At 70.2% G+C, this 18,296-nt stretch carries 15 protein-coding genes; 10 read left to right on the top strand and 5 right to left on the bottom strand.

Annotation, left to right across the window (positions count from 1 at the left end):
* The first annotated feature begins 16 nt into the window (after positions 1 to 16).
* Together D1409_RS05495 and D1409_RS05490 are read left to right on the top strand one after the other, a co-directional pair.
* Positions 17 to 946 carry a cation diffusion facilitator family transporter gene (locus tag D1409_RS05495; RefSeq protein WP_123534920.1) on the top strand — a complete coding sequence of 310 codons (930 nt, stop codon included), beginning with the start codon at positions 17 to 19 and terminating at the stop codon, positions 944 to 946.
* Positions 947 to 992: 46 nt separating this feature from the next.
* Positions 993 to 2,396, top strand: coding sequence for a carotenoid oxygenase family protein (locus tag D1409_RS05490; RefSeq protein WP_206424987.1), 1,404 nt, complete (start codon positions 993 to 995; stop codon positions 2,394 to 2,396).
* Positions 2,397 to 2,560: 164 nt separating this feature from the next.
* Here D1409_RS05490 and D1409_RS05485 read toward each other — a convergent pair whose 3' ends face one another.
* Positions 2,561 to 4,444, bottom strand: a complete 1,884-nt coding sequence (locus D1409_RS05485) for a glycoside hydrolase family 15 protein (protein WP_123535927.1) — start codon at positions 4,442 to 4,444, stop codon at positions 2,561 to 2,563.
* A 157-nt stretch (positions 4,445 to 4,601) separates the two neighbouring features.
* Here D1409_RS05485 and D1409_RS05480 point away from each other — a divergent pair, with 157 nt between their 5' ends.
* Complete coding sequence (locus tag D1409_RS05480) at positions 4,602 to 6,032, top strand: dihydrolipoyl dehydrogenase family protein (RefSeq protein WP_123534918.1); 1,431 nt, start codon at positions 4,602 to 4,604, stop codon at positions 6,030 to 6,032.
* A 41-nt stretch (positions 6,033 to 6,073) separates the two neighbouring features.
* The gene (locus D1409_RS05475; RefSeq protein ID WP_123534916.1) at positions 6,074 to 6,847 is read left to right on the top strand and encodes an NAD-dependent epimerase/dehydratase family protein; all 774 of its coding nucleotides are present in this window, start codon (positions 6,074 to 6,076) and stop codon (positions 6,845 to 6,847) included.
* 13 nt (positions 6,848 to 6,860) lie between these two features.
* Here D1409_RS05475 and D1409_RS05470 read toward each other — a convergent pair whose 3' ends face one another.
* Both D1409_RS05470 and deoC read right to left on the bottom strand, forming a co-directional pair.
* Entirely contained in the window at positions 6,861 to 8,120 is a 1,260-nt protein-coding gene (locus tag D1409_RS05470; protein WP_123534915.1) for a tRNA (N(6)-L-threonylcarbamoyladenosine(37)-C(2))-methylthiotransferase, read from the bottom strand.
* Between the two features lie 549 nt (positions 8,121 to 8,669).
* Positions 8,670 to 9,365 carry a deoxyribose-phosphate aldolase gene (gene deoC, locus D1409_RS05465; RefSeq protein ID WP_123534913.1) on the bottom strand — a complete coding sequence of 232 codons (696 nt, stop codon included), beginning with the start codon at positions 9,363 to 9,365 and terminating at the stop codon, positions 8,670 to 8,672.
* A gap of 126 nt (positions 9,366 to 9,491) precedes the next feature.
* On the opposite strand from deoC, the gene D1409_RS05460 reads away from it, so the two are divergent.
* The 3 genes from D1409_RS05460 to D1409_RS05450 all read left to right on the top strand — a co-directional run bounded on the left by D1409_RS05460 (position 9,492) and on the right by D1409_RS05450 (position 13,072).
* Positions 9,492 to 10,334: a DUF63 family protein gene (locus D1409_RS05460; RefSeq protein ID WP_123534911.1), complete on the top strand. Its 843-nt coding sequence runs from the start codon at positions 9,492 to 9,494 to the stop codon at positions 10,332 to 10,334.
* A 340-nt stretch (positions 10,335 to 10,674) separates the two neighbouring features.
* Complete coding sequence (locus tag D1409_RS05455; RefSeq protein ID WP_123534909.1) at positions 10,675 to 11,400, top strand: nucleoside phosphorylase; 726 nt, start codon at positions 10,675 to 10,677, stop codon at positions 11,398 to 11,400.
* A gap of 130 nt (positions 11,401 to 11,530) precedes the next feature.
* Complete coding sequence (locus D1409_RS05450) at positions 11,531 to 13,072, top strand: HPP family protein (RefSeq protein ID WP_123534907.1); 1,542 nt, start codon at positions 11,531 to 11,533, stop codon at positions 13,070 to 13,072.
* A 12-nt stretch (positions 13,073 to 13,084) separates the two neighbouring features.
* Here the strand turns inward: D1409_RS05450 and D1409_RS05445 are convergent, their stop codons facing one another.
* Positions 13,085 to 14,284, bottom strand: a complete 1,200-nt coding sequence (locus tag D1409_RS05445) for an NAD-binding protein (protein ID WP_123534905.1) — start codon at positions 14,282 to 14,284, stop codon at positions 13,085 to 13,087.
* A gap of 178 nt (positions 14,285 to 14,462) precedes the next feature.
* Here D1409_RS05445 and D1409_RS05440 point away from each other — a divergent pair, with 178 nt between their 5' ends.
* The 3 genes from D1409_RS05440 to D1409_RS05430 all read left to right on the top strand — a co-directional run bounded on the left by D1409_RS05440 (position 14,463) and on the right by D1409_RS05430 (position 17,923).
* Entirely contained in the window at positions 14,463 to 15,698 is a 1,236-nt protein-coding gene (locus D1409_RS05440) for a potassium channel family protein (RefSeq protein ID WP_123534903.1), read from the top strand.
* Positions 15,695 to 17,551 (top strand): potassium transporter TrkA, encoded by a 1,857-nt coding sequence (locus D1409_RS05435; protein WP_123534901.1) that lies wholly within the window; start codon positions 15,695 to 15,697, stop codon positions 17,549 to 17,551. Before D1409_RS05440 ends, D1409_RS05435 begins: the two co-directional genes overlap by 4 nt.
* A 93-nt stretch (positions 17,552 to 17,644) precedes the next feature.
* On the top strand, positions 17,645 to 17,923 hold the full coding sequence (locus tag D1409_RS05430; RefSeq protein WP_123534899.1) for a ubiquitin-like small modifier protein 1: 279 nt from the start codon (positions 17,645 to 17,647) through the stop codon (positions 17,921 to 17,923).
* Between the two features lie 99 nt (positions 17,924 to 18,022).
* Here D1409_RS05430 and D1409_RS05425 read toward each other — a convergent pair whose 3' ends face one another.
* Positions 18,023 to 18,277 (bottom strand): hypothetical protein, encoded by a 255-nt coding sequence (locus tag D1409_RS05425; protein ID WP_123534897.1) that lies wholly within the window; start codon positions 18,275 to 18,277, stop codon positions 18,023 to 18,025.
* Between the last annotated feature and the right edge of the window lie 19 nt (positions 18,278 to 18,296).

Genomic DNA, 18,296 nt, shown 5'->3' with positions numbered 1-18,296 from the left:
CCGTCAACCCCCGACGATGACAGACGACCGGCCGCGAGTGCTCCGGCGGGTGGGCCTGCTCCTGCTGGCGGTCAACGTCGCGCTCGCGCTGGTCAAGGGCGCGGCGTGGCTCGCCACCGGGAGCCTCGCGGTCGAGTCCGAGGCGATCAACAGCACCGCCGACTCGGTGTACTCGCTTGTCACCGTCGCCGGCCTCTACCTGACGACGCGCCCGCCGGACTTCGAACACCCCCACGGCCACGAGCGCATCGAACCGTTCGTCGGGCTGTTCGTCGCGCTGGGTATCTTCGCCGCAGGCGGCGCCGTCCTCTATCAGTCGGCCAACTCCCTCCTCTCCGGCGACGTGACGGTCTCCCGTGGGCCGACGGCCGTCGCGGTGCTGGTCGTCGCCGCGGTGACGAAGTACGGGCTCTATCGCTACGTCCTCGCGGCGGGCGAGCGGAACAACTCGCCGGCGCTGACCGCGACCGCCCTGGACAACCGCAACGACATCCTCACCGCCTCGGCGGCCATCGTCGGCGTCCTCGGCGCCGGCGCTGGCTACCCGATCCTCGACCCGCTCGCGGCCGTCGTCGTCGCCATCGGTATCGTCTACACCGGGGTCGAGGTCGTTCGCGACAACCTCGGGTACCTCGTCGGTCGCGCGCCGCCCGAGGAACTCCGCCGCGAGATCGTCCGGCGGGCGCTCTCCCACCCCGACGTCGAGGGCGCACACGACGTGATCGCTCACTACGTCGGCCCGGAGATCGACGTCTCACTCCACATCGAGGTGGAGGGCGACCGGACGCTGCGCGAGGCCCACGACATCGAGTCGGCCGTCGTCGCGTCGATCCGCGACCTCCCGGAGGTCGACGACGTGTTCGTCCACGTCGACCCGCGCGAACTCGACGAGTGGAAGGCCGACGACGAGGTCGACCAGCTCGCGGGCGACGACGCCGCGCGATAGCCCCGCCTACCACCAGTGACTACCCGCTCGCGTCCCAACTGCGGGTATGTCGATGGACGTCGGCTTCGAACTCGGGTTCTCGTCGCTCGACAGCGAGGTCACCGACCGGTCGCTCGCGGTCGAGGGGTCGCTCCCGGACTGGCTCGACGGCGCCCTGGTCCGCAACGGTCCCGCCACTTTCGAGGTCGGCGGCGAGCGAGTCGTCCACTGGTTCGACGGCCTCGCGATGCTCCACCGGTTCGCCTTCGCCGGCGCCGACGACGCGGTCCGGTACACCAACCGCTCGCTCCGCTCGGAAACCTATCGCGAGGCGATGGAGACGGGCGAGATATCCGGCCAGTTCGCCACCGGCGGCGGCTACCTCCAGCGGGTCCGCCGGCTCCTGTTCGGCGAGCCGACCGACAACTGCAACGTCCACGTCGCCCGCGTCGCCGGCTCGCTCGTCGCGATGACCGAAGTCCCGCGCTACGTGGCCTGCGACCCCGAGACGCTCGAAACTCGCGGGGAGTTCGCCTTCGCGGACGCGCTGACCGGACACGTGAACTGCGCCCACGTCGTCCCCGACCCCCACCGCGAGGAGACGGTCGGACTCCTCACCACATTCGGCCGACCCAGCGAGTACACGCTCTATCGGCTCCCCGACGGATCGCGTTCCCGCGAACGGATCGGCTCGGTCCCCGCCGAGAACCCCGCCTATCTCCACAGCTTCGCGCTCACCGAACGGTTCGTCGTCCTCACCGAACACCCGTTCGTCACCCATCCGACCTCCTTTCTCCGCCCCGGCAGGGAGAGCTTCGTCGACCACTACGACTGGAAACCCGGGCGCGGGACGCGCTTTCACGTCGTCGAGCGCGACACCGGCGAGCGAATCACGACTGGCCGGACCGGCGCCTGGTTCGTCTTCCACCACGTCAACGCCTTCGAGACCGACGAGGCGTTCGTCGTCGACCTCGTCGCCTACCCGAACGCCGACGTGGTCGACGGCCTCTACCTGACCGCGGCCGCCGACTGGTTCGAGTCCGGCGGAGACGGGCATCTCCGCCGGTTCCGCATCGACCGCGGGGACGGGTCGGTGACGAGCGAGCGACTGTCCGAAGGGCTGGAACTCCCCCGGATCGCCACCGATGACCGGACCCGCGAGTACCGCTACGTCTACGCTCAGGGCGCGGCCGAACGCGACGGCAACCACGTCGCCAGGGTCGACGTGGAGAGCGGCGAGTCCCGGCGCTGGGAGCAGTCGGGCGTGTTCGTCGAGGAACCGGTGTTCGTCCGCGCGCCCGACGCGGAGCGGCCGAGCGACGAGGGGGTCGTTCTCGTGACCGCGCTGAACACGAACGAGCAGCGGACCGACCTGCTCGTCCTCGACGGCGAGACCCTCGAGGAACGAGCGCGAGCGCCGCTCCCGCACGCCGTCCCGTTCGGGTTCCACGGTCGGTACTTCGAGGACTGAGGGGGACGCGCGAAGTGGCAATTCGAGCGGCAAACAGAAAGTTGATTTTCCGACTCGCGTGTACTTCGCACGGGGCCTGGTTGTGGCATGACTTCCAGTGCCCCGCTTTCACTCCCCGAGCCGACGGCAGACCGATCCGTCCGTCGATAGTTCCCGTCCGCCAGTCACGACTCCTCCGGGGCGACCGGGTCGCCGAGTCGTACGCCCATCGGTGGCGGCCCGTCTGTCTCGCGGCCCTCCGCGAAGCCGACGTACAGGGCGCTGTTGATGATCCCGATGTGGCTGAACGCCTGCGGGTAGTTCCCGAGGTGGTGCCCGGTCTCGACGTCGAGTTCCTCCGCGACGAGGCCGAGCGGCCCCACGTACGACTGGAGTGCCTCGAACCGCTCGCAGGCCTCGTCCGCGCGGCCACCGAGCGCGAGCGCGTCGATCAGCCAGCACGAGCAGAGGACGAAGGCGCCCTCCGACCCCGGGAGGCCGTCGTCGCCGTCGTACCGGCGGACGAGCACCTCGTCCTCGACCAGTCGGTCCTCGACCGCGTCGATCGTCCCCTGCACCCGCTCGTCGCCGAACGGGAGGAAGCCGACGACCGGCAACAGCAGTCCCGTCGCGTCGAGCGTCTCCGAACCGTAGGACTGGACGAACGCACCGATCTCCTCGTCGTATCCTCGCTCGATCACGTCTGCTCTGATCCGTTCGCGGGCGTCTCGCCACGACGATAGCGGAGCCTCGTGGTCGGTCTCCGTCGCGATAGCGATCCCGCGGTCGAGGGCCGCCCAGCACATCACCTTCGAGTAGACGAAGTGTTCCGGCCCGCCGCGGACCTCCCAGATGCCCGCGTCTCGGCGGTCCCACACCTCGACGACGTAGTCGACGATCTCCCGGACCGCGGCCCAGTCGTCGCTGCCGAGCGCTCGGCCGTGACAGCGCATCTCGTCGACGGCGAGCAGCAGTTCTCCGTAGATGTCGAGCTGCGTCTGTCCGGCCGCACCGTTCCCGACGCGGACGGGGCGCGAATCCCGGTAGCCGTCGAGGTGGTCGAGTTCCCGCTCGGTGAGGTCGCTGTCGCCGTGGAGCCCGTACAGCGGTCGGATCTCCGCCGGCTCGTCGGCGTGACAGAGCTCGAGGAACCACTCGAAGTAGTCGGCGGCCTCCGCGACGTGGCCGAGGTTCAGCAGCGCCTGGATGGAGAAGCCGGCGTCGCGCACCCAGTTGTACCGGTAGTCCCAGTTGCGGACGCCGCCGATATCTTCCGGGAGCGACGTGGTCGGCGCGGCGGCCATGGCGCCAGTCTCGCCGTGCGTGAGGAGTTTCAGGACGAGCCCCGACCGGACCACGAGGTCGTGCCACGGCCCGCCGAACGCGCACTCCCCCTCTCCGCTACCTCCGTCGTCACCGCTCTCGCCGCAGTCGTGGACCCAGTCGGTCCAGTAGTCGACGGTCTCCGCGAGCGCCGCGTCCGGGTCGGTCGACGCGTCCTCGGCGCCGGTACACCGCAGCATGAACCACGCCGACTCCCCGTCGTCGAGCGAGAGCGTCCCCGTCGCCCGTTCGCCGTCGATAGACAGGTCGACCGGACTCTCCAGGAGCGTCCGCTCCTCCGCGCCCTCGGCGAAGATTCCCCTGTCCGTCTCGGTCATCGCCGTCTCCGCCCGGGCGTAGTCGAACCGGGGCTCGAACGCGACGGCGAGGTCGACGGCGCCCTCGGTGCAGGCGACCTTCCGGTAGAGGACTTTCTTCGGGTGGTCGACGCGCCCGGCCGGCGGGAGGAAGTCCGTCACCGTCGCCGTCCCGCCGACGGTCGCGAACGTCGTCTCAAGCACGTTCGTCCCGTCGACGTACGCCTGCGTCCCTTCGGAGCCATCGACGGGCCCGATCCGGAACCGCCCACCGGCGTCGTCGTCCAGTATCGCGCCGAGGATGCTCGGCGACTCGACGTGCGGGAACGGGAACCAGTCGACCGACCCGTTCGGCGCGACGAGCGCACACGTCTCCAGATTCCCGACGAGACCGTACTCCTCGATGGGCGTGTACCGATCCTCAGTCACTCGGACCACCTCTGGGGCGGTGGAGCCCGGCGGCCGCGAAGCCGGGGCGAGACGGCGCTGTGCGCATAGGTACCACGTGGGGAGCGACGCTGAAAAACGGCCTGCCGTGGTGCGCACAAGGGACAAAGGCGTCCGACCCCTACCTCGCGTGATCTGTATGCCCGAGTTCGATCTCGTCGTCCTCGGCGGAGGGACCGGTAACGTCGTCGCCTCGGCGGCCGCCGAGGAGGGTGAAGACGTCGCCCTCGTCGAGCGCGGCCGACTCGGCGGGACCTGCCTCAACCGCGGCTGTAACCCCTCGAAGAAGCTCATCCATCGGGCGAACGTCGCCGAGACGGTCCGCGGGGCCGACGCCCTCGGGATCGCTGCCTCGGTCGACGACGTGGATTTCGAGCGGATCGTCGACGACGTGCGAACCACGATCCGGGAGAGGGCCGAGGCGAAGGCCGAGCGCGCACGCGACCACAGCAACGTCACGCTCTACCAGCGCGAGGGCCGATTCGTCGACGAGCGGACCGTCGAGGTCGACGAGGGGGACGACGGCCGCGATGGCGACGGCCCCGGCGGCGAGCGACTGACCGCCGAGACGGTCGTGCTGGCCGGCGGCTCCCGCCCGACGATCCCCGACTCCATCGACGGGACCGAGGAGACGGAGTTCCTCACGAGCGACGAGGCGCTGTGGCTGTCAGAGCGGCCGGACCGCCTCGTGGTCGTCGGCGGCGGCTACATCGCCGTCGAGTTGAGCCACTTCTTCTCGCAGATGGGGACCGAGGTGACCATCGTCGGCCACGGGGAGGTCCTCGTCGACCGCGAGGACCCCGATATCGCCGAGCGACTCACCGAGGCCTACCGGGAGAAACACGAACTCCACCTCGGCCACAGCGCGACCGAGATAGCCGACGAGGGCGGACAGAAGCGAGTCACGGCCGAAGCGGACGGCGGCGAGGAGATCGAGGTCTCGGGCGACCGCCTCCTGCTCGCGACCGGCCGCCGGCCGAACGCGGACACGTGGAACGTCTCCGCGGCCGGGATCGAGACGACGGAGAAAGGGTTCGTCGAGACCGACGAGTACCTGCGAACGTCGGTCGACGGCGTCTACGCCATCGGCGACATCGCCGGCAACTACATGTTCAAACACTCCGGCGACAAGGAGGCCGAGTACGTCGTCGAGAACGCCGTGCGAGGGAACGAGGAGGCCGTCGAGTACCCCGGCATGGCCCACGCTATCTTCGGCTCGCCGCAGGTGGCGAGTCTCGGGAAGACCGAGGACGAACTCGCGGAGGACGAGGACTTCGCCGACGACGAGTACGAGACGGGTACGTTCGCCTACGACGACACCGCGCTCGGGTCGGCGCTCGACGACCAGGGCGGGTTCGCGAAGGTCCTCGTCGGCGAGGACGGCGAGGTGCTCGGCTGTCACGTCGTCGGTCCGGAGGCGTCGACGCTGATCCACGAGGTGAGTACGGCGGTCGCGGCCGGCGCCGACGCGGCGACCATCGCGGAGACCATCCACGTCCACCCCGCCCTCTCGGAGGTCGTCCAGGGCGCCTTCCGCGAGGTGTGCGACGTGGCGCCGTCGGGATTCTGACAGTATCAACCGTTACCCCGCTCGCGCCCCTATCGGACCCGATGACGAGGATCGCACTCACCGGTGCCGGGGGGAACGTCGGTCGAGCGCTGGTCGACGCCTTCGACGACGCCGACGAGGTGCTCCCGTTCTCCCACTCCGAACACGACGACCTCGACAGCGAACTGCTGGACGTGACCGACCCCGACGACGTGACCGAGAAGCTCGACAACGTGGACGTCGTCGTCCACCTCGCGGGGGCCTCCCAGCCGGACGCGGAGTGGGAGACGGTCTCGGAGACGAACATCCAGGGGACGAAACACGTCATGGACGCGGCCGTCGAGAACGGCATCGACCGCGTGGTGTTCGCCTCCTCGAATCACGCCGTCGGGACGTACAACGCCGCCGACGGCGACCCCGAGAGCATGACTATCGGCTACGCGCAGACGGTCGACGCCGACGCGCCGACTCGGCCGGACTCCTTCTACGGCGTGAGCAAGGCCGCCTGCGAGGGGCTGACGAAGTTCTACGCCGACTCCGAGGGCCTCGAAGTCGTCAACGTCCGCATCGGCTGGTATATGAGCGAGGACGACCTCCGAGAAGCCGTCGACGGAGACGGCGATCCGGGTAAGGAGCGGTTCGCCCGCGCGCTCTGGCTCAGTCCGCACGACTGCCGTGACGTCCACGAGAAGGCGGCGACGGTCGACCTCCCCGAGAACCCCGTGACGGTCAACGCGGTGTCCCGGAACGACGCCCGCTTCCACTCCATCACGGAGACGATGCGACTGCTCGGGTACGAACCGCGGGACAACGCCGCGGAAGTGCTCGACGAGTGACCGTCGGCGTCCCTCAGGCCAGTTCGCCCAGCGCGTAGACGGTGTTGTGGCCGGTGATCTCCGCGTCGACCGTGTCGCCGACTTCGGCGCCCGCCGTCTCCGCGCCGGGGATCGCGACCTGTCGGTAGGCGCGGTCGTAGCCGACGAGCGACTCGTCGGTGCCGTCCTCGGTGAGCAGGACCGAGCGCACGTCGCCGACCATCGACTCGTACACCTCGTCCATGACCTCCATCTTCAGGTCGGTCATCGCCGAGGAGCGCTCCTTCTTCACCGTGCCGCCGAGACCCTTCATGTCGGCGGCGTCGGTGTTCGGTCGCTTCGAGAAGCGCGTGACGTTGATCTTCTCCGGGCGGGTCTCCCGGAGCAGGGCCATCGTCTGCTGGAAGTCGCGGTCGGTCTCCGTGGGGAAGCCGACGATGAAGTCCGTCGAGAGGGTCCACTCCTCCAGGTGCTCGTCGAAGGTCTCGACGACCTCGACGTACTCGGAGACCTCGTGCTGGCGGCGCATGTCCGCGAGCACGTCGTCGCTCCCCGACTGGACCGGCGCGTGCAGGAAGTCGTAGATCTCCTCGTTCTCGGCGAAGACCCTGGCGAGTTCCTCGCGAACCCCGTGGACGCCCTTGGGATTCGCCATGCCCACCCGCACGCGGAACTCGCCGTCGATGTCGCAGATCCGTTCGAGGAGTTCGGGCAGGAGGCTCTCGCCCTGGTTGCGGTCCCAGCCGTAGACGCCGGTGTCCTGCCCCGTGATCCGGATCTCCTTCGCGCCGGCGTGGACCAGCGCGCGGGCCTTCTCGACGTTCTCGTCGACCGGGGGCGAGTCGATCCGGCCCGTCGCCTGCTTGGTGATGCAGTAGGAGCAGTCGCTCATACAGCCCCGGGCGATGGGGAGGATGCCGACGACGCCGTCGAGGATCGGTTCGGTGTCGGGCGTCGTCGTCGGGCACTCGCCGTTGCGGACGTACTCCGGGACTTCGTCCCAGTGGAGCACCTCCGCCTCGAGGTCGGCCTGCGCGAACTCCTCGCCCTGCGCGAGCGCCATGCAACCGGTGACGACGAGGTCCGCGGGCGTCTCGGCGTCGAGTTCCTCGGCCCGCCGGAGCATGTTGCGCTCCGTCTTCTCGACCACGGTGCAGGTGTTGAGGATCGCCACGTCGGCCTCCGCGGGGCCCTCCGCGGGGTGGTGGCCGCCGTCGCGGAGCGCCCGCTCGATCTGGCGGCTCTCACCCCGGTTGGCCGTGCAGCCGTAGGTCTCGATGTGATAACGGGCCATCTGTTGTTGTTCACTTGGCGCTCGCGGCCAAAAGCGCGACGGATCGGTTCGCACGCCGGAACGGTTTCGATCGTTCACCCGCAGTGGCGTGTGCTGTCCATTCGTTCGCGGTGGCGCGCGCTGGAGCGCGCTTTCATGCGCGCGATGTAGCCGCGCGAGGGATGACCGAGGGAGCGCAGCGACCGAGGGAATCGGTTGAGGAGGTGTGAGGCGCGGTGCTGTACGGTGCTGCCCTGGCGTCCTGACGAGCGCAGCGAGTCAGGGCTCGGAAGACGAACGGAGTGAGTCTTCCGGCGGACTGAAAGGGCGAGGCGCGCTCGTCGGCGCCCCGGGGACGCAAGCACCGAAGCGGAGCGAGGAGCGCAGCGACCCGCGGCGTCACGAGCGGGCCGAGGGCTTTCGTGAGTTGCTGTTATCTGCGGTCGTTCCAACTGTTAGCGAGCGGGCCGAGGGCTTTCATCGCGTAATGTCCGCAACGGCCGTCGTTCTTCCTGAAGATACCTCTCAGCCCTCGTTACCTCCAGAAACGACTGTAAACGAACCTCCAGCTCAATCGTCCCAGCCGCTCACGTCCTCGCGAGTCGCGCTCTCGTGCTGGTCGAGGAACTCGCGGGCGATCACGTCGCCGCTCGAAGCACCGATCCGCTCCGCACCCGCATCCAGCATCGCCTCCATCTCTTCCCACGAGCCCACACCGCCCGACGCCTTCACGGGCAGGTACTCGGCGAGCAGTTCCACGTCCGGCACCGTCGCGCCGCCGTCGGAGAAGCCGGTCGCGGTCTTCAGGTAGTCGGCGCCGGCCTCCAGCGCGCACTCGGCGGCCCGCCGCTTCTCCTCCTCGGACAGCAGCGGCGTCTCGACGATGACCTTCACCGGGATCGGGACGGCCGCGACGACCTCCTCGATCTCGTCGAGGACGGTGCCGTCCTCGCCCGCGCGGAGGCGACCGACGTTGATCACCATGTCGAGTTCGTCGGCGCCCGCGTCCCAGGCGTCGGTGGCCTCGGCGCACTTCGCGGCGGTGGTGTGCTGGCCGTGCGGGAAGCCCACGACCGTCGAGAGCGGGACCGTCGGGGCGTAGCCGTCGGCCAGTTCGAGATAGCAGGGCGGGATGCAGGCGCGCATCCCGTACTCGATGGCGGCGTCCAGCACCGCGATCACGTCGTCGGGCGTCGTCTCCGGGCCCAGGACCGTATGCTCGATACGGCCCGTCACGTCCGCCGCGTCCGCCGCGTCCGTGCTCATAGCGCACCTGTCTCACGCCCGGGATAAAAGCCCGTTCGGATCGTCGGCGCGCTCGCCCTCGCTGACGGCCTCGCTCCAACTCGCCCGACCGGAACTCTTTCGGCGGTTCGGGAACCCTCGGAGGATATGCAGATCCTTCCGAGCGGTCTCGCGCTCCCGCCGCTGCCGTACGCGATCGTGCTGGTCGTGCTGACGGTGGCGTCGGTCGCCGCGCTCTACCTCCTGGGACCGCCCGTGACGGGGAAACAGGTGCTCGCGTTCGCGCCGTGGATGATCGCCGGCGGGGCCTTCCACGCGTTCCACCAGGTCGGGCTGTTCCCGGCGGCGGCCGGTCCGTTCTTCGCCGCGCCCGCGGTGTACGTGACGACGTTCCTCCTCGCGGCCGCGGTCTGGATCCCCTCGACGATCCGCGCGCAGATGCTCGACGACCCCGACCGGATCGCCCGCAACCTCGCCTTCCTCGGCACGTCGCTCCTGCTCGCGCTGGTGGCCGTCGCGTACGCCTTCGCCGTCGGTCGCGTCCAGTCGTCGGTCGCGCTGGTCTGGCTGCCGATCGGGTTCCTCGGCGCCGCGGTCCTCACCGCGCCCTGTTACTACCTGCTCGCGCTCCGGTGGACGGGCGCCGTCGACCACGCCGGACTCGGCGGCCCGCTGGTCGTCTTCGCCCACGCCCTCGACGGGTTCTCGACCGCCATCGGCGTCGACGTGATCGGCACCGGCGAGCGGACGCCCATCCCCCGGCGCATCATGGACTTCGCCGAGACTCTCCCGACGTACTCCTACCTCGGCAAGGGGTGGCTGTTCGCCGTCGTCAAACTCGTGCTCGCGATGGGCATCGTCCTCCTCCTCGCGGACCTCGTCGAGGAGGAACCCAGTCAGGGGAACCTCCTGCTCGCGTTCGTCGCCGCGGTCGGCATGGGCCCCGCCGCGAACAACCTCTTCCTCTTCCTCCTCGGCCCGGCCATCTGACGACCGGTCCGAACCCCTTCGTTTCGTGTCGAATCCACTCGCTATCCTGTGGTTTCGTCCGCCGTCTCCCCTCCCGAAACGCACCCCTGTTCGGGTATCGAGGGGTTGGGAGTGCCCGGTACCGCCGGGGAGCGGTCCCGAGCACGCGGAATGGCTGCGGTAGTCGCTCTCACGACGGACTGGCCGAACCCCCTTCTTTCACATGGAATCGAGGAGCAGTCTCGCGGTTTCGGGCGGGGAGACCGCTAACGAAACGGTCCCTCGGGACGGGATAGCACGGCCGCTCGGCGCGCCGGTGTCGAAGGGTACCGTTTTGCCGGCCGCGGACACACTGACGGACATGGCGAAACAGCCCCATCTGCTGGTCGAACAGGGCGACGTCCACGATATTGCGCTGATCCCGGGCGACCCGGGCCGCGTCGAGCGCATCGCGAGTCACTGCGAGAACGTCGAGCACGTGGCCGAGAACCGCGAGTACACGCTGGTCAACGCCACCTACGACGGGCGCGATCTCACGATCTGCTCGACCGGAATCGGCTGTCCCTCCGCGACCATCGCCGTCGAGGAACTCGCGAACGTCGGCGTGGAGACGTTCGTGCGCGTCGGGACCACCGGCGCGCTCCAGTCGGACATCGAGATCGGCGACATGGTCGTCGCGACCGGCGCCGCCAAGAACGAGGGCACCACGAAGCGTTACGAGGACGTCGAGTACCCCGCCGTCGCCGACTACGACACGCTCGACACGCTCGTTCGCAGCGCGGAGGAGCAGGGCGAAGACGTCCACGTCGGTCCGATCGCGACGGACGACGCCTTCTACGCCGAGACCGACGAGTACGTCGCGGACTGGGAGCGAGCGGGCCTGCTCGCGGTCGAGATGGAGGCGGCGGCGGTGTTCACGCTCGCACGTCGGAAGGGACTGCGTGCCGGGGCCATCTGCACCGTCGACGGCAACCTCGTCGAGGGCACCCAGAAGGGCGAGACCGACGACGACGAACTCCCGGAGAAGGCGAAGAACAACGTCGAACGCGCCATCGAAATCTCGCTCGAAGCCGCGACGCGACTCTGAGCGGCGACCGAGCGGCGACGCGATTCTGAGGCGGGGCGTGAAGACGACGCGACTCTGCGACGGGACGTGGAGACGACGCGGGGTCCCGCCGGGGACGTGCTTTTGTGCGGCGACCGGGTTAGTGGATGATATGCTCGGGTCGCTCGGTGACTGGCTGTACGCGGCGGTCGCCAGACTCCGTCGACTCGAACGACGGGAGGCGCGCGCCTTCCGCCGGTGGATCGAACAGACGAGCAACCTCGTCCACCTGTCGATCCTCGTGTTCGTCCCGCTACTCATCGCGCTGGTGACGGCGCTCTCGAACAGCGTCCCGCGGTTCTCGTTCCTGCTGTTCCCGCCGCTGGCGTCGGGGACGTACACGCTCTTCGCCGACCCCGAGGGCAAGTACGCGTCGCCGACGCGGTTCGTCGCCGGCCTCACCACCGGCGCGCTCTGCGGGTGGGCGGCGCTCGTGCTCGCGACGGCGCTGGGCGTCGCCGACGGCGGGCCGGGCGTGTTCTCGGTCGGCGCCTTCGAGGCGGCGGTGGCGGTGTTCCTCGCGGGCCTCGTCACCTGGGCACTCGACATCGAGGAGCCGTCGGCGTACGCGACGGCGCTGCTGGGACTGCTCGTGCCGACCGGGAGCCAGTTCGAGTTCACCCTGAGCATCCTGCTGGCGAGTAGCATCGTCGCGCTGGTGTTCACGGTGTGGCGCGAGCGCTTCTACGAACGGCGCGCGCGGATCCTCTACGAGTCGACCCACGGCGACGACCACGTCCTCGTGCCGATGCGCGGGGAGAACCCGGACGCGACGGCGATACTCGGCGCCCGCCTCGCGGCGGCTCACGACGCCGGGAAAGTCGTCCTGCTCGACATGGTCGACGACGAGGCGGTCGCCAGGGCCGAACGCGACCGGATCGACGACCGCCGGCGGGTCGCCGAGCGCGTCACCGCGGACGGCGGGACGACCGACGGGGGCCGATCCGGGGACGCGACGGGCGGCCGATCCGGGGACGCAACGGGCGAGCGCTCGGAGGACGCGACGGCGGAGTCGACGGGCGACCGCGCCGTCGCCGAGGCGGCGACGACCCTCGAGGACCGGGCCGACGAGATCGAACGGCGAGTCGGCGTCCCCTGCCAGGTCGTCGTCGCCGTCGGCGGGCGGTCGCCCGCGGCCACGGTCCTGAAGACCGCCCACGAGACGAACTGCGACCTCGTGGCGGCCGCGTACGAACAGCGCCACGGCGCGCTCTCGCCGTACGTCCGCGACCTCTTCCGCGGCGACGTCGACGTGATCGTCCACCGCTCGGCGGCGGGGCGCACTCGCTGGAAGCGCGTCCTGGTCCCGGTCCGCCGGGCCAGCGACGTGGCCCACAGCATGCTCGACTTCGCCGCGCGCCTCACCGGCCGGAGCGGCCGCGTCAGCGTCTGCTCCTGTGTCTCGGGCGAACGCGAGCGACGGCGCGCCGAGGCGATGCTCGCCGACCTCGTCGAGGCGTTCGACCGCGGCTTCGAGACACGCGTCGCGACCCAGTCTATCGAGCGGTACCTCGCGGAGAACGCCGACCAGTTCGACATGGTGTTCATGGGCGCCAGTACCGACCGGAGCGCGGCCTCGCGACTCGTCTCTCCGCCGACGTTCGAGCGAATCCAGGACGTAGACGCCGACGTGACCATCGTCGACCGGTCGTGACGGCCGGTCGCGTCAGTCCGATCCCCGCGAACCGCCGCCCTCGGCGCCGAGGAGGCGCTCGGCCAGCCCCTCCATGTCGGCGTCGCCCAGGGCCGACTCGACGAGGAGGTGGCCCCCGATGACGGCGGGGCTGATGACGGCGTCGGCACCGGCCCGGCGGAGCTTCTTGACGTTCTCTCGGTCCGTGGCAGCGGCGACGATGCGGGCCTCGGGGTGGAACTGTCGGGCGGTGAGGATGGCCAGCGCGTCCTGTGCGTCGTCGTTCGTCGCCGCGATGATCGCGCGGGCGTGTTCGATCCCGGCCTGTTTCTGTGGCTCCTCGTCGCTCGGATCGCCGACGACCACGTGCAGGTCCTGCGTCCGCAGGGTGGCCGCCACGTCGCTGTCGGGCGTGACCACGACGAATCTGGCCGCGGACGAGAGCTCTTCGAGCAGCGGTTCTGTCAGGTCGCCGTAGCCCAGGACGACGACGTGGTCGTCCAGGAGTTCGAGTTCTGAGTCGTTCATGGTGCCGAGTGCTTGCGAGAGGCGGGCCTCGATTGCGGGGCCGAGCAGCGACCCCAGCGCGACGGTGAAACTGGCGACGCCGAGCACGACGACGGACATCCCGAACAGCTTCGCCTGCTGGCTCTGGGGCGTCACGTCGCCGTACCCGACGGTGCTCGCGGTGACGATGGTGTAGTAGACGGCGTCGGTCAGGGTAGAGAGCCCACCGAAGTCGCCGCGGAGTTGGTAGGAGCCGACGGTTCCGTAGACGAGCGTCCCCGTCAGCGCCGCGAGCGCCGCCAGTTGCGTCGCCGAGAGGTCCGCCTCGCGGTCGAACCGGCGGTAGTTCATCAGGACTGCCGGCAGCGAGACCAGGGACAGCCCGACCAGCGGCAGCGAGTACTGGCTCGACTGCGCGACCCCCTGGAGCGCCGTGACCGGGAGGAGGACGACCGTCGAGAACCACGCCGCGCGGAGGCGTCGACGCATCCCGGCCGCGCTCACGAGCATCAGGAACCCGGTCAGCGCCCCGGTGAAGCCGGCCGCCCGTTGCACTTCGCGAGGGATCTCGACGTAAGTCTCGATGAGCGGGTTGACCGTCGTCGCGCTGATGTTCGCGACGCCGGTCCCGAACGAGAGGAGTGCGACGAGCGTCGGCAGCCAGATGGCTGTCCGCGTGCCGACGAACACCGTCAGCGGTTCGTCGATCGCCCGCCTCGGATCCATACCCACTTCGAGGAGGCCGAACGGGTAAAATCCTGCCGACCCGCACCGTGTCGTGTCACCGAGCGATAAACCAGAGCGTCGGCGGGCGAACGCCGAGGCGGGTTTCCGGGCGATCGAGGGAAATGCCCCCGGGGTTTGACCCCGAAGCTATTCACGAGTGGCTACCGTGCACCCCTGCATGGCTGCGTTACCGCTCGAGATCCTCTTCGGTATCTATCTCGGCATCCTCACGGGCATCATCCCGGGGCTCGTCGCGTGGTCGCTGGGCTTCGTCTTCAAGTACTTCACCGGCGTCACCATCCCGGGGTTCGGTGTCGTCGTCCTCGCGGTCGCGCTCGCGGGGGTCAACGGCGGCCTGCTCGCGCTCGCGGACCCGACGATCACCGAGTCCGCCAACGCCGTGACGGTCACGACCGCGATCATCGTCGTCCTCATGATCTCGCTGTACGCCCACAGCCGCGGCGACCAGATGGGCGCGACGTTCCCCAAGCGGCTCTCGCTGAAGCAGCTCCGCGAGCGGACGCTCGCGGCGGACGTGCGCGGCGCGCTCGCCGGCCGCGACGAGGCGCGCATCCGCGTCGTCGGCGAGGTCGCCGACATGGAGGGGTACCCGCCGCTCTCGGACGAGCTGCGCGCCGAGATCCGCGACGGCGAGTGGACCTTCCCCGCGGACCTGCGCATCTCCGAACTCGAGACACGGCTGGCCGAGCGGCTCAAGACCGAACACGACCTGGGCGACGCGGCGGTGACCGTCGACGAGCGCGGTCGCGCGTCCGTCGTCGCCGCCCCGCCGTTCTCGGGGCTCTCGAAGCGCGTCCCGGACGGCAAGCGCGCCGTGTCGGTGAACGCGCTCGTCCCGACGGGCGTCGCACGCAAAGACGAGGTGACGCTCATCACCGCCGACGCACAGGTCCGTGGGACCGTCCTCAGCGCGAAGACCCGGAAGCCGACCGTTGAGGCCGCGCCGGAACCCGACCCGGCGACCGGGGACGAAGACGACGACGAGGAGGGCGGCGTCCCGCAGCCGGTGCGGGCGCCGACGACGACCGGCGGCGAGGGGCGGGTCACCGTCGCCGTCACCCGGACCGACGCCGAACCGCTCCTGCGGGCGGACCGCGCCCGGGTCGTCGTCGAGTCGCGCGGCGTCCGCCGGGAGTACGAACTCGTCTCCCTCCTGCGGCGGGCGGGTCGGCGCTTCCAGCGCGTCACCGTCGGACCGGGCGGCCCGCTCGACGGCGTGACCGTCGGCACGGCCAACGTGCGTGACGCCTACGGCGTCGCCGTGATGGCGGTCCGCGGCACGAGCGGGTGGGCGGTCGCCCCCCGCGGGACGACGACGCTCTCGGCGGGGGACGAGGTGTTCGTCGTCGGGACGCGCGAGCAACTCGACACCTTCCGGGGGGCCGTGTCGTGATCGGCGTTCCGGTCGGACCGCCGTCCGGGCGCGCCGTCGAGGCACTGGTGGTCGTCGCGCAGTCGCGGTCGCTGACCGAGCGGCTCCTGGTCGTGGCGGCGAGGATCCTCGGCCTCTCGCTGATCGCCGCGGGCGTGGCGGCGGCCGTCGCGCTCCTCTACCGCTGGTACGTCCGCGAACGGGTGCCCGGCGGACTGCCCGCGCTGTTCGGTCTGAGCGCCATCGTCCCGCTGTTCGGCGCCAACAAACTGCTCACGGACGTCATCACCGACACCGGGGGACCTGTCGAGGAGGCGGCGGTCGTCACCAACATCGCCGTGTTCCTCGTCGCGCTGGCCGCCACCCGCCTCGGTACCGACGTGGGCGACCACCTCGGCACCGACCTCACCGTCGCGACGGGCGAGCGCGCCGTCGAGTCCGAGGTCAGCCGCGTCGTCCAGGCGGTCGGCCGCGTCATCACCGTCGAGCTCCCCGACGAGATCGACGACATCGTCGGCTACGACCCCGTCCCCGACGAGACGAAGGAGAAACTCGCGGGCAAGACGTTCGTCTTCCCCCGCAGACTCACCGTCGACGAACTCCGCGGGCGACTGATAACCCGTCTCAAGGCCGACTACGCCGTCGGCCACGTCGACGTGGAACTCGGCGACGACGGGAGCGTCGAGTTCCTCGCCGTGGGTTCGCGGGCCGCCGGCATCGGGCCGACGCTGCCGCCCGAGACCTCCGCCGTCGCCGTCCGCGCCGACCCCGCTTTCGCCGCCAGCGCCGGCGACCTCGTCCAGGTGTGGCGCAAAGACCCCTTCGAGCGCGTGCTCACCGCCGAGGTCCGCGGCACCGTCGACGACGTGGTCACCCTCGCTATCGACGCCGCCGACACGCGGAAACTCGACGCCGAGACGGACTACCGCCTCGTCACGCTCCCCGTCGAGACCCGCCCGGACAGGGAGTTCGCCTCCGTCCTCCGGGCCGCCGAGGAGACGATGGCCGCAGTCACCGTCGGCGCCGGGAGCTCGCTCGCCGGCCAGCCCATCGGCGCCATCGACGTGACCGTCGTCGCCATCCGACCGGAGGACGGGCCGGTTGAACCGCTCCCCGCCCGCGACCGGCTGCTGGCCGCAGGCGACGCCCTCTACGTGGTCGCCGCGCCCGAGGCCATCCGCAAGGTCGAACAGGGCGCGACACCGCGGGTCGGCGCCACCCCGGACGCGCCCTCCCCCGGCAGCGGCGCCGCACTCTCCCCCGACGAGCAGGTCGACGCCTCGACCGCCGTCGCCGGGGAGCCGACCGACGACACCGGGACCGCCGCCGAGGAGACCGAATCGCCCGAGTCCGGGCCGACAGACCGGTCGAACTCCAAGTCCGGATCGGTGCCCGACTCGACCGACAGCGCGGGGGATGCCGCCACCGACCTCGCCGAGGCGGACGCGCCCGGCATCCAGGCGCTCGAACCCGACGAGTCCGAGGACGAGGTGCCGGCCGAGGAGTCGCCGGCCGAGGAGCCGGAGGCGGAGGGCGCCGCCGCGGAACCGACCCGCGAGGACCTCGACGACCTCCCGGGCGCCGACGTGGACGAACTGACCGGCACGGACGCGACCGTCGACGACTGGGAGGATTCCGACGGTCCCGACGAGCGGGGCGGCGAAGCCGCCGAGGGAGCGAACGCTGGGGACGTGGGGGAAGCGGACCCGAACGACGAGAGCGCGGTGGACGAAGCCGAGGCGGACGTGGACGCGACGGACGAAGACGACGAGAGCGCGACGGACGAAGACGACGAGAGCGCGACGGACGAAGACGCGGATGCGGGGAGCGGCTGGACGGTCGCTGTCGACGAACGCAGGGACCGCGAGGAGTAGGCGCGAACGTGTGCGGGTCGACCGGGGCGGACGTTCGCGCTCGGCCGCCTCGAGTGCGGAACGCTCTTTGAGTATCGGTGTCCACCGTCAGATATGCACTGGCGGCTCTTCGCGACGCTGGCCGAGACGGCCGGGGACACCGAGGTCGAGGTGGACGTCGACGCCGGCGCGACCGTCGGCGACGCGTTCGACGCACTTCTCGAGACCTACCCCGCGCTCGAAGACGAGGTACTCGACGAGGACGGCGACCTCTACGAGCACGTCCGCCTGCTCCACGAGGGCCGCGACCCCTTCTCCGAGGAAGACGGCTTCGAGACCGTGCTGGAGGACGGCGATGAACTCGCGCTGTTCCCGCCCGTGAGCGGCGGATAGCGCTTCGAAATCGGCTCTTCGTGGGCGGCACCGAAGTCGAGACGAGGACGGCCCAAACGACGTGAACGCCATCACTTTCCTTTCCACCGTAGCGGCCGATCAGTCAGCCCGACCGCTCTCCTGCCGGAGGTGCAGGAGCGCGAACCCGACGAATACGGACGCGAGCGCGGCCTGAAATCCCCAGTTCGCGACGAGTTCGAGAGCCGGCGTGATCGCTCTCAGCCCGGTCAGCCGTCCGGCGGCGTTCGGACCGCCAAGCAACACGACGAGCAACCAGCCGGCGAACGCGACCTGCGCCAGATCCCACCAGTGCCGCCAGCTACCGACTGCCCGGCGGAGTCGCGTCGGCCTCACAGATAAGTGTTACATTCCC

Source organism: Halosimplex salinum (assembly GCF_003730195.1).
Taxonomy (GTDB): Archaea; Halobacteriota; Halobacteria; order Halobacteriales; family Haloarculaceae; genus Halosimplex; species Halosimplex salinum.
Note: the sequence above shows the minus strand (reverse complement) of the source record. Positions and strands in the feature narration are given on the sequence as shown.

Bases quoted from the DNA above. Each gene is read 5' to 3' on its own strand.
- D1409_RS05460 (WP_123534911.1), top strand. From the start codon at position 9,492: ATGCAGATCCTTCCGAGCGGTCTCGCGCTCCCGCCGCTGCCGTACGCG.
- D1409_RS05495 (WP_123534920.1), top strand. From the start codon at position 17: ATGACAGACGACCGGCCGCGAGTGCTCCGGCGGGTGGGCCTGCTCCTG.
- D1409_RS05480 (WP_123534918.1), top strand. From the start codon at position 4,602: ATGCCCGAGTTCGATCTCGTCGTCCTCGGCGGAGGGACCGGTAACGTC.
- D1409_RS05430 (WP_123534899.1), top strand. From the start codon at position 17,645: ATGCACTGGCGGCTCTTCGCGACGCTGGCCGAGACGGCCGGGGACACC.
- deoC (WP_123534913.1), bottom strand. From the start codon at position 9,365: ATGAGCACGGACGCGGCGGACGCGGCGGACGTGACGGGCCGTATCGAG.
- D1409_RS05440 (WP_123534903.1), top strand. From the start codon at position 14,463: ATGGCTGCGTTACCGCTCGAGATCCTCTTCGGTATCTATCTCGGCATC.
- D1409_RS05475 (WP_123534916.1), top strand. From the start codon at position 6,074: ATGACGAGGATCGCACTCACCGGTGCCGGGGGGAACGTCGGTCGAGCG.
- D1409_RS05455 (WP_123534909.1), top strand. From the start codon at position 10,675: ATGGCGAAACAGCCCCATCTGCTGGTCGAACAGGGCGACGTCCACGAT.
- D1409_RS05470 (WP_123534915.1), bottom strand. From the start codon at position 8,120: ATGGCCCGTTATCACATCGAGACCTACGGCTGCACGGCCAACCGGGGT.
- D1409_RS05450 (WP_123534907.1), top strand. From the start codon at position 11,531: ATGCTCGGGTCGCTCGGTGACTGGCTGTACGCGGCGGTCGCCAGACTC.
- D1409_RS05490 (WP_206424987.1), top strand. From the start codon at position 993: ATGTCGATGGACGTCGGCTTCGAACTCGGGTTCTCGTCGCTCGACAGC.
- D1409_RS05445 (WP_123534905.1), bottom strand. From the start codon at position 14,284: ATGGATCCGAGGCGGGCGATCGACGAACCGCTGACGGTGTTCGTCGGC.